Raw genomic sequence first — 10,532 nt, 5'->3', positions numbered from 1 at the left:
CATGAGCCCGACCCAACAGCGACTCGCCGACCTGTTCGCAATCCACCAATACGCACCCACCCGCTGACCAACAGCGCCCAACACCGCGAGTTGGGTAATACACCAGCCCTGCCCAAAAACACAACCCACCAGGGCAAATCAGGCCGTCGATCAACGAAGGCCGGAAACTCCCGCTAGCGGTCCCTGCCGTTGGTAGCGGTGCCGTCACCGGGCTGGTCGGGCTCGTCCAGGCTGTCCAACAATGTCTTGGATTGTTGCTGTGCCGCCAAGCGGCGACGCTGTTCCTCGGCGGCCAGTTGCACGATGGTGCGCTGCCACACCACCCGTGCCCAGTGAAACGTCAGGAGCATCACGGTGATCCACGACACGATCAGCCCGATACCCGGCCCGGGATGACCCGCGGCGACAGTCTGGCGCGACCATACCGCCAACAGACCGGTGCCACTGGCCAGTGCCGACCCCACGAGCGCGATCCAGGCCAGCGCCCAGCGCCTCGTCATCAAGGCAAGCATCGAGAAGCCCACCCCGAAAACCAGCGTCAACCAGGCAAAGACCCGCGACGGTAACGCCACCGCAGCGGCGGCCGCGCCGTGGCTGCTGAACAGCACGTCCCATCCCCGCACGCTGCCGGTGTGCGGCAAGATGAACGATCCCACCAATACGAACACCAGGATCGCGACCACGAAACCCCTTGCGCCAGGCTCAATCTCACCTGCTACCCGGCGCTCTGCCGCCTCGATTTCGGATCGGTAGGCATCGAAGTCGGCCACGTCAACTGCTCCGTTCATCGCAAGACCCGTTACCCGGATCGTCCGTCGGGCCGCACCCGGAGCCGCAACCCACAGGATCGGCGGCCACGGGCCGTCCGACACCGGGCATGCCGAGCCCGACGCCGGGTGATCGCTGTCCGCCGGCGTAGGCGTCGCCGGCGCGCTGTCCGCCGGCGTAGGCGTCGCCGGCGCGGGTGCGGCGGTAGGTAGTGATGCCCGCGTCGGCGATGAGATGGTGCGGGGCGGCGCCGGTGATCTGAGTGGTGATGATGTCGCCGGGACGCACGTGCTGATCGCCCGCTCGGAAATGGACCAGTCGTCCGTCACGTGCCCGCCCGCTCATGCGGGAGGTGTGGCTGTCCTTGCGTCCTTCACCGGTGGCGACCAACACCTCGACGCTCTGCCCGACGAGCTCTCTATTGCCCTCGAGCGAGATCTGCTCCTGCAACTCGATGAGCCGCTCATACCGTTGCTGCACGACGTCTTTCGGCAATTGTTCGTCGAAGTCGGCGGCCGGAGTACCGGGGCGTTTGGAGTACTGGAAGGTAAACGCCGCCGCGAATCGGGCCTGGCGCACCACATCGAGAGTGGCCGCAAAGTCCTCCTCCGTCTCACCGGGAAAGCCCACGATCAGGTCAGTGGTGATGGCGGCGTGCGGCATCACGGCACGAACCCGTTCAATGATGCCGAGATAACGTTCGGCTCGGTAGGACCGCCGCATGGCCCGCAACACCCGATCCGACCCGGACTGCAGCGGCATGTGCAGCGCGGGGCAGACATTGGGTGTCTGCGCCATCGCCTCGATCACGTCGTCGGTGAACTCGGCGGGATGCGGGGAGGTGAACCGGACGCGCTCCAAGCCCGGTATACGGCCGCAAGCGCGCAGCAATTCGGCGAACGCGCCCCGGTTGCGCGGCAATGCGGGGTCGGCGAACGAGACGCCGTAGGCGTTGACATTTTGTCCAAGAAGGGTGATTTCGAGCACGCCGGTGTCCACCAGCGACTGCACCTCGGCCAAGACGTCGGCGGGACTGCGGTCGATTTCCTTGCCCCGCAGCGACGGCACGATGCAAAACGTGCAGCTGTTGTTACATCCTACGGAGATGGAAACCCAAGCGGCATAAGCGGATTCGCGAGCACTCGGTAGCGACGACGGGAACTGCTGCAGCGCCTCGGCGATTTCGATTTGGGCGACCTTGTTGTGCCGGGCCCGGTCGAGCAATGTCGGCAGCGATCCGATGTTGTGGGTGCCGAAGACGACGTCGACCCACGGCGCCCTGCGCAGCACCACATCGCGATCTTTCTGCGCCAGGCAACCGCCGACCGCGATCTGCATGTCCGGATTGGTGCGCTTGCGCGGGGCCAGGTGGCTGAGGTTGCCGTACAGCTTGTTGTCGGCGTTCTCGCGAACGGCGCAGGTGTTGAACACCACGACGTCGGCGTCTCCAAAATCTGAGCCGTCGGCTGCACGCTGGTAGCCGGCAGCTTCGAGAAGGCCGGCCAAACGCTCGGAGTCGTGGACGTTCATCTGACAGCCGTAGGTCCGGACCTGGTAGGTACGTGCGGCAGTGGGCGCAGCGTTGCCCGCCACATTCGCAGCATCCGCCCGCTGCGCCACCGTCGAAGTCACGGGGTCATGGTACGGCGACCGGCCGGTTCGCGCCGGGCCGGATGCGCGGCCCCACGCCTAGCAGGACGCATCGGGACTCGGCGGCGGCCCTAGACGCGCCGGCGCTCCCGTTCGGCGGCCAGCTCGGCGGCCACCACCTCGCACGCCACCGTCTGGCTGTAGCCGCGGCGGGCCAACATAGCCACCAGCCGGCGGCTGACTCGCGTTTCATCGTCGCCCAGTGTTTCCCGCCGCAGCCTGGTCCGTACCAGTTGCTCGGCCCGTTCCCGCTCGGCAGCGCCATCGATGCCGGCCAGCACCGTGGTGATTACGTCGTTGTCGACGCCCTTGGCGTGCAGCTCAGCAGCCAACGCGCGCTTGCTTTTTCCCGCGTTGGCTCGCCGGGACTGCACCCATTGTTCGGCGAAGTCGGTGTCGTCCACCAGACCAACAGCGGCCAGCCGATCCAAGACCCGGTTGCTGATGTCGTCGGGGTATCCGCGCTTGGCCAGCTGGCCGGATAACTCGGCGCGAGTTCTCGATCGCGCGGTGAGCAGGCGCAGGCACAACGCCCGCGCCCGCCCTTCGCGGGATGGCTCAGAAGTCGACGGGGGCGGGCAAGACGTCGTCATTTGAGGGGTCATCGGTCACCACTGCGCCAATGCCAAGCTTTTCCTTGATCTTCTTCTCGATCTCGTTGGCCACGTCGACGTTCTCCATCAAGAAGTTGCGGGCATTCTCCTTACCCTGGCCGAGCTGCTCGCCCTCGTAGGTGAACCAAGCCCCGGACTTGCGGATAAAGCCTTGGTCCACGCCCATATCAATCAGCGAGCCCTCTCTGCTGATGCCCTTGCCGTAGAGAATGTCGAACTCGGCCTGCTTGAACGGCGGCGACACCTTGTTCTTGACGATCTTGACCCGGGTGCGGTTGCCGACCGCGTTGGTGCCATCCTTGAGCGTCTCGATCCGTCGCACGTCCATGCGCACCGACGCGTAGAACTTCAGCGCCTTTCCGCCGGTTGTCGTCTCGGGTGAGTTGTGCACCATCACTCCGTCCGCGAAATAATTATGCGAACCCTCGACCTCGATATCGAAGCGACTCATGATTGGGTAATCAGTCTTTGATTCAATCTCGGTGACACGTGCCGGCATTAGCTCCATGATTGGTTCAACGAACTGTGGCGTCACCATGCTGCGGCCATGAAACCGTGGTAACAGCTTGTACGCCATGCATGGCGCCATGTAGGGCGCCACTAGTTGCTGAAACTTCGCAGTAGCTGCGGTAGAAAACACCAACACTGCCTTGGCGGCCGCACCAGCCTTACGAAGTCGTACATCGAGGCCGTGAGTGTCGTGCAGATAGTCACGAAGCCGCACTTGCGAACCTTCGCTCATCGCCTCAACACAGATCTCGATTCGCCCACTTCCCCCTTGTGTGCGCTGTTGCAGCCCCTTGGAGCGGAGGCTAAACGAACCGTCATCCATGTACCAGATCGCTAGCGATAGTGGAGTGAGCCCCTTGAGGTATTCCTCGGAGAGGAACTTCTTTCCATCTCCCAAATACACCGCGCTTCGCAATTCATGGAGTTCCGCGAGCGGGGAGAAGTCTACGAACGCTGCACCCTTGCCGTTAACGGTGCGACTGTGCGGGATGTTCGCCAGCAGAGAGACTTTCCAATCAAAATAGGCCGACTGCTGGGCTCCGTGTCCTATGCGGAGCCGCGCGCTCTCGGAATCCTGTCGAACTGGCGGGGATAGACACCCATCGCCCATCAGCGAACCCAGCACGATTTCCCACTGCTGATCACTGAGCAGGCGAGGCTGTGCCAACATCACTCTATCGCCAACATTTATGTCTTCAGCTTCACGCCAGCCAACAGGGGTTCGGATGAGATGGTTGCGAGTCATTGCCAAGCTAGCGTGCCCACGTCCAGTCCCGCTTCCTGCTCGATCAACCTTGAAGTGCAGGAACTCTTCTGCCTTTCCATTGTTGAACCAATTGGTAACTCGCCGCGGAACAATTTGCCCGGATTCGAAATCGTAAGACAAGACCTCGACGTCCATCTTCTGATTCACAATCTTGCCAAGTTTTTCAGTCGAACCGTCGGCCAGGGTGACATTGGTGTACCAGGAGCCACATCCGAACATGACTCCGATCTTGTCCCGGAGCTGGTTGATGAAGATTGCGGTGGTTCCCGAATTATTCAGCGCGCCAGTCATTTTCCGCAGCGCCTGGCTCATCAGCCGGGCCTGCAGCCCGACATGGCTGTCCCCCATCTCGCCTTCGAGTTCCGCGCGCGGCACCAGCGCCGCCACCGAGTCGATGACCACGATGTCGAGCGCGCCCGAGCGGATCAGCATGTCGGCGATCTCGAGTGCCTGTTCACCGGTGTCCGGTTGGCTGACCAGCAGAGAATCGGTGTCGACACCGAGCTTCTTGGCATAGTCCGGATCCAGCGCGTGCTCGGCGTCGATGAACGCCGCGACACCGCCGGCGGCCTGCGCATTGGCCACCGCGTGCAATGCGACGGTGGTCTTGCCCGAGGACTCCGGGCCGTATATCTCCACCACCCGGCCGCGTGGCAGGCCGCCGATGCCCAGGGCGACGTCCAGGGCGATGGATCCGGTCGGAATGACCGAAATCGGCTGACGCACCTCGTCACCGAGGCGCATCACCGAGCCTTTGCCATAACTCTTCTCGATCTGGGCCATCGCCAGTTCGAGAGCTTTCTCACGGTCGGGGGCTTGCGCCATGGTGCCTCTCCTATAGTCGGTGTTCGGTTGACCGGTATCGATCGGTTGGCCGTGACACTAGAGAAGGCCACCGACAGGTCGACATCTTCGCCAATGCCCACCACAGTAGCCGAACATCTGTTCGACTCAAGTTGACACGCCGGGCGCGCCGACATCGCTTGATGCCGATTGACCGAAAACACATGAACATCTCCGCGGAGCTGACCGAAATATCCTCCTACGGTGGGTTTTTCGCGCCGGTCGTGGGCGGTGACGCCACCGGATGGCATCCGGTAGCCCACTTCTACGCCGCCGGGTTCGCGGACCTGATCGGCACCACCCTCACCCGTTACCGCACCACGGAGTTGCGGATCGGCGCCTCGCTGGTTCACCTCGGCCACGCCGCCCGGCTGTGGTCACCCGTTCTCGCCTGTGCGCTGGCCCACGGCGTCCTTCCGGACCTGCGCGACCTGCAACGCGCTGACGACGGAGCACAGCTACGACTACCCGAACCTGTCGGAGAAGCTGTCCCGTCTTTCCCGGAGCTCCCGGCCAGGTTGTACCGCCTTGTCGTACAGGACCATATGGAACCGTTCGCGGCCGGCCTGCGGGTCAAGGTTGCACCCGCCCTGCTGTCCGGCAATATCGCATCAGCCCTCGTCGGAGCCTCGCGGGCGTTGCTGTCGGCACGGCCTGACTTGCGTCAGCCGATCGTCGAGACCACCAACCGCCTACTGGACACCGGCGTTCTGGCCGAAACCGGCGTGCTCACTGGCCTCGACTTCAGGCGTCGCAGCTGCTGCCTCTTCTACCGCGTGCCGGGTGGCGGCACATGCGGCGATTGCCCGCTTGAGCTTTAGCGTGGCGACGGCATTGACTGTGCGGCTACGGCTTCGAGTGAGCGTGCTGGGCGACAAAAACCGGATGAAGCCCGCCAGGAACTCACGTTCGACGCCGTAGAGTCACACTCGACCCGGCAAAACCCACAAACTTCACCACTGGCCGCGGGGTACGTCGAAGTCGGCGCACAGCGCCCGCCACACGTCGCGAGGCTCGACACCGTCCTCGATCGCCTGGGCCGCGGTACGACCTCCGAAGCCGGTCAGCACATGGTCCACCAACACGGATGCCCCATAGGCGGCGCCGAATCGCAGGGTGACCCGCTCGTGGAACTCCGTCAACCGCACGCCAGTCAAGATACCCAGCAGATCGCCGCACTAAAGCGCCTCATGGCACGCCCGGACCGGATCGGCGACCCCGGCGGCACCGGCGGCGGCCTGCTGCGCGGCCCGGCGGTACCCGGGCGACGACAGCACCTCGTTCACCGCGGCCACCAGCGCCTCGGCCGTCAACGGCCGGACCAACCGGCCGCTGCCCTGACGCACCACCCGGTTAGCGATCTCCCACTGGTCCCCGCCGCCGGGTACCACCACCAGGGGAACCCCGGCCAGCAGCGTCTTGGCCACCATCCCATGACCGCCGCCGCAGATCACCAGGTCGGCATGCGTCAATAGCTCGGCCTGGTTTCCCAGCCCGACCACCGCCCAGGCCGGCACCGGCAGATCCCCGCCACCCAGTCGGGAGACCACCACCCGCGAACCCTCCGGCAGCGTGTCGCCCGGCGTCAGGCATCCCAGCGCGACCTCGACCAATCCGGCGGTCCCGGTCACCGCGGTGGACGGCGCGATGACCACCACCGGCCCGGAGCCCGCGGGTATCGCCAGCACCCGATCGGTCGGCTCGAAATGCAACGGGCCCACCACGACGGCCTCGGCCGGCCAGTCCGGGCGAGGCACCTCCAGCGCGGGAAGCGTGGCGATCAGCCGCCGCAGTGGCCCGGGATCGGGTGCCGGCAACCCTATCTGGACCCGGACGGCGGCACGCTGTCGCAGACCCGCACGCCAGGACCGTCCCGTCAGCGCCCGCATGGTGGCATCGCGCAGCCGGCCGCGGATTCCGGTGCCCGGTGCCAGCCCGCTGCCGATCGGCGGCAGACCTTTCGAGGGCAGGTACAGCGGATGCGGGTTGAGTTCGATCCAGGGAATGCCCACCAACTCGGCGGCCAGGCCCCCGCAGGCGGTGATCACATCGGAGACCACCAGATCGGGCGCCAGCTCACGCAACGCCGGCACATTGAGCACCGCCATCTCTGCGGCTCTTCGATGAATCCTCGCCCCGGCGTCCAGATCCTCGTCGGTGGCCGTCAATCCGTCCAATTCGACGGCGTCGATCCCGACCGCGCGGGCGGTTTCCAGCCATTCCACCCCGGTGAACAAGGTGGGCATGTCACCGGCCGCTTGAAAGCGTTGGCACAGCGCAATCGCGGGAAACGAGTGCCCGGGATCCGGCCCGGCGACCACGGCGACGCGCATCGGCCCTACCCTGCCACAGCGCCCGGCCACACGCCCGGCCACACGCTCGCCCGCGCTCGCCTAGGCTGGCAACCATGACCGAGCTGACCCAGACCACCCCCGAAACCGCAGACAACATCCGCACGGTCGAGGGTTTCCTGAACGCCCTGCAGAACGAGGACTTCGACGCCGTAGCAGCGGCATTCGACGACAACCTCGTCTATGAGAACGTCGGATTCTCAAGGATCCGCGGCGGCCGCCGAACGGTGAAGCTGCTCCGCAAGATGGAAGGGCGCCTCGGTTTCGAGGTCAAGATCCACCGCATTGCCGCCGACGGCGCGGCGGTACTCACCGAACGGACCGATGCGCTAATCCTCGGGCCGCTGCGGCTGCAATTCTGGGTCTGCGGCGTGTTCGAAGTGCACGACGGCAAGATCACCCTTTGGCGGGACTACGTGGATGTCTACGACATGACGAAGGCGCTGCTGCGCGGTCTGGCCGCACTGGTGATCCCACAGCTCAGGACGACGTTGTAGGGAACGACGCTGTAGGCAGCGGCAAGCGCTACCGGCGGGGCAGCCCGCCGAGTTCGTCGAAGGCCTGCGCCCAACCGACCAGACGATCGGTGGCACCGGCCAGCTCCTGGCGGTAGCGCTGTTGTGATCCCGGCTCACCCACCGCGCCGCCATTGGCCGACGAGACCAATTGCGCCGCGGCGGTGACCATTTCGTTGTACTGACGGACGCCGGCGCTGAGCTGCGCGGTGAACGCGTTGATGGTGGGCACCAGATGCGGCCGCGACGATTCCGAATACTGCGCCGCCCGCTCCATCGACACCACTTCGGCCGCCGTCGCCGCCATCGCCGCCGAGGTCTGGTTGGCGGCGGCCGTCAAGTCAGCGATCTCGTCGGCCGGCAGCATCGCGCCCCGCTCGATCACACCCAACAACGAGAAGAACCCGCGTTCGGAGGCGCCCAGCGCCGACATCGCGGGCCGGGCCGCCGAGCCGGGCGGAGGCAATCGGCGGGTGTTGGCCGGCCGCGGCGTCGGCAGCGGCTCCGCCCGCAACCAGCGATAGCGGAAGAACAGCAGCGTCGCGGGGATGACCTGTACCACCGCGATCGCTCCGGTGATCTGCAGCAGCAGCGCGAACCAGCCCCAGGCCGCCAGCACCGCCGTCACCGCCGCCCAGAACACGCATCCGGCGCTAAATATCAACGCCCAGCGCAGCGCACGGCGGCGGCGGCGAAGCAACCGGGCCCGGGGGTCGGTGGCGGCGCTGATCTTCCGCGCGGCGAAGTCGAAGATCTCGGCGATCATGTCGAGCCAGCGCTGCAGCAACGCACGCCGCCGCCCACGCTGAGCCGACTTGACCGCCATCTGATGCCCTTACTGGCCGAACGGTTTCTCGGTAATCTGCCCGCCGCCTTCAGCGGCAGGCGTGGCCGGGGTGGCGCCGGGACCGACCGCACCCCCGGCCGGCAAAGCTTCTCCACGCATCGACGCCCGGATCTGCTCCAGCCGGGAATGACCGGCCATCTGGATGCCGGCTTGCTGGACTTCGAGCATGCGGCCCTGCACCGACGATTGCGCAAGCTCGGCCTGACCGAGCGCGGTGGCGTAGCGGCGTTCGATCTTGTCGCGTACCTCGTCGAGGCTGGGCACATTGCCCGGGGCGGCGAGTTCGCTCATCGACCGCAGCGATGCGCTGACCTGCTCCTGCATCTTCGCCTGCTCGAGCTGGCTGAGCAGCTTGGTGCGTTCGGCGATCTTCTGCTGCAGCACCATGGAATTCTGCTCGACGGCCTTTTTGGCCTGAGCGGCCGCGTTGAGCGCCTGGTCATGCAGGGCCTTGAGGTCTTCGACGCTCTGCTCGGCGGTCACCAGCTGCGCGGCAAACGCCTCGGCGGCATTGTTGTACTCGGCCGCTTTGGCTGCGTCGCCGGCCGCGGTGGCCTGGTCGGCCAGCGTCAGCGCCTGACGGACGTTGACCTGAAGCTTTTCGATGTCGGCGAGCTGCCGATTGAGCCGCATCTCCAGCTGCCGCTGGTTGCCGATCACCTGCGCCGCCTGCTGAGTCAGCGCTTGATGGGTGCGCTGCGCTTCCTCGATGGCCTGCTGGATCTGCACCTTGGGGTCGGCGTACTCGTCAATCTTGGAGCTGAACAGCGCCATCAGGTACTTCCACGCCTTGACGAACGGATTGGCCATCGGTTAGCTCCGCCTTCGCTTTCTTGTGTGCCGGATGGGCCCTGCATCGCCCACCGCTTACCCTGCCGCTCAATTTATCGGGTCAGGCCCGATCTCCCCACCCGTGGTTGCATAACTGGCCGGCACCAACTTCCGCCCAAGCGATGCTCAGGCCACCGCCAGCGACGCGACCGCAGGAATGACCACCTTGGTGCTGACGTCGATGCTGGCACCAGCAACCGACGAGGCACGTGCCGCACGCTCCGCGCCGGCCAACCGCTCGCCGGCAACGATGAGGACTTCCGACAGCGGGACCTCCAACGCCTCGCAAATCGCGTTGAGAAGCTCACTGGACGGCTCCTTGCGGCCGCGTTCGACTTCCGACAGGTATCCCAGGCTCACCCGCGCTGAATCGGACACCTCCCGCAGCGTCCGGCCCTGCGAAGCCCGAGCCCCGCGCAACACGTCGCCAATGACCTCGCGCACCAATGACGCCATCGTGGTCTCCTTCATCCGGTCACGCCCCGACATCTCAACCACATTCGATCGCAACCCGATCGCAATGGTCCTTTGGTCAACGCCGAGCAGGGCGATGCGGTTCCCGGGCCACCGGAGGAGCACGGACGCCCGGAAATATCCCGAAGTACCTGATCCGTTGCGAGTGAGTGATCTTTAGTGGTCACGCGACTCGCACCCCATTTCGGGGTTGTTCGGCAGCCTTGCGGCTGCGTCCCTTCCGCGCTTCACAGCCACCGGCCGGGCCAGGCCCGGTCTTACGGTCGGCTCCACGCTTGACGGCGGCCCCAACTGGGCCGACGACGCTAATGGTGTCCTCGTAGCGTGCGAGGTTGATCGCGGCGTTGTCATCACGTTGGTGTG

General features: G+C 65.5%; 11 protein-coding genes and 1 pseudogene. 2 read left to right on the top strand and 10 right to left on the bottom strand.

Features of this window, described 5'->3' with window-relative positions:
* Nucleotides 1-173: 173 nt before the first annotated feature.
* From EET03_RS09255 to recA, 4 genes are all read right to left on the bottom strand, one after another.
* Nucleotides 174-788 carry an Rv2732c family membrane protein gene (locus EET03_RS09255; RefSeq protein WP_075541609.1) on the bottom strand — a complete coding sequence of 205 codons (615 nt, stop codon included), beginning with the start codon at nt 786-788 and terminating at the stop codon, nt 174-176.
* On the bottom strand, nt 772-2,400 hold the full coding sequence (gene miaB, locus EET03_RS09250) for a tRNA (N6-isopentenyl adenosine(37)-C2)-methylthiotransferase MiaB (RefSeq protein ID WP_082274492.1): 1,629 nt from the start codon (nt 2,398-2,400) through the stop codon (nt 772-774). The genes EET03_RS09255 and miaB overlap by 17 nt, the downstream gene beginning before the upstream one ends.
* An 89-nt stretch (nt 2,401-2,489) precedes the next feature.
* Nucleotides 2,490-3,011, bottom strand: a complete 522-nt coding sequence (recX, locus tag EET03_RS09245) for a recombination regulator RecX (RefSeq protein ID WP_075541608.1) — start codon at nt 3,009-3,011, stop codon at nt 2,490-2,492.
* Nucleotides 2,977-5,133: an intein-containing recombinase RecA gene (gene recA / locus EET03_RS09240; RefSeq protein ID WP_075541607.1), complete on the bottom strand. Its 2,157-nt coding sequence runs from the start codon at nt 5,131-5,133 to the stop codon at nt 2,977-2,979. Before recA ends, recX begins: the two co-directional genes overlap by 35 nt.
* A 182-nt stretch (nt 5,134-5,315) precedes the next feature.
* Between recA and EET03_RS09235 the strand changes: the two genes are divergently transcribed.
* Complete coding sequence (locus EET03_RS09235) at nt 5,316-5,972, top strand: (2Fe-2S)-binding protein (protein WP_075541611.1); 657 nt, start codon at nt 5,316-5,318, stop codon at nt 5,970-5,972.
* 132 nt (nt 5,973-6,104) lie between these two features.
* Here EET03_RS09235 and EET03_RS09230 read toward each other — a convergent pair whose 3' ends face one another.
* Nucleotides 6,105-6,299, bottom strand: a complete 195-nt coding sequence (locus EET03_RS09230) for a DUF3046 domain-containing protein (protein WP_063469069.1) — start codon at nt 6,297-6,299, stop codon at nt 6,105-6,107.
* A gap of 30 nt (nt 6,300-6,329) precedes the next feature.
* The gene (locus EET03_RS09225; RefSeq protein ID WP_099194089.1) at nt 6,330-7,484 is read right to left on the bottom strand and encodes a glycosyltransferase; all 1,155 of its coding nucleotides are present in this window, start codon (nt 7,482-7,484) and stop codon (nt 6,330-6,332) included.
* Between the two features lie 74 nt (nt 7,485-7,558).
* On the opposite strand from EET03_RS09225, the gene EET03_RS09220 reads away from it, so the two are divergent.
* Nucleotides 7,559-7,999, top strand: a complete 441-nt coding sequence (locus tag EET03_RS09220) for a limonene-1,2-epoxide hydrolase (RefSeq protein ID WP_063469067.1) — start codon at nt 7,559-7,561, stop codon at nt 7,997-7,999.
* Nucleotides 8,000-8,027: 28 nt separating this feature from the next.
* Here the strand turns inward: EET03_RS09220 and pspM are convergent, their stop codons facing one another.
* The 4 genes and pseudogenes from pspM to EET03_RS09200 form a co-directional block, all read right to left on the bottom strand.
* Nucleotides 8,028-8,843, bottom strand: a complete 816-nt coding sequence (pspM, locus tag EET03_RS09215; RefSeq protein WP_099194087.1) for a phage shock envelope stress response protein PspM — start codon at nt 8,841-8,843, stop codon at nt 8,028-8,030.
* Nucleotides 8,844-8,852: 9 nt separating this feature from the next.
* On the bottom strand, nt 8,853-9,674 hold the full coding sequence (gene pspA, locus EET03_RS09210; RefSeq protein ID WP_063469065.1) for a phage shock protein PspA: 822 nt from the start codon (nt 9,672-9,674) through the stop codon (nt 8,853-8,855).
* 147 nt (nt 9,675-9,821) lie between these two features.
* Nucleotides 9,822-10,151: a transcriptional regulator ClgR gene (clgR, locus tag EET03_RS09205; protein ID WP_075541610.1), complete on the bottom strand. Its 330-nt coding sequence runs from the start codon at nt 10,149-10,151 to the stop codon at nt 9,822-9,824.
* Nucleotides 10,152-10,332: 181 nt separating this feature from the next.
* A pseudogene (locus EET03_RS09200) lies at nt 10,333-10,532 on the bottom strand (IS607 family element RNA-guided endonuclease TnpB); the annotation flags it as partial.

It is taken from the genome of Mycobacterium innocens (assembly GCF_900566055.1).
GTDB classification, from domain to species: Bacteria; Actinomycetota; Actinomycetes; order Mycobacteriales; family Mycobacteriaceae; genus Mycobacterium; species Mycobacterium innocens.
This window is presented reverse-complemented; position numbering and strand designations above follow the sequence as displayed.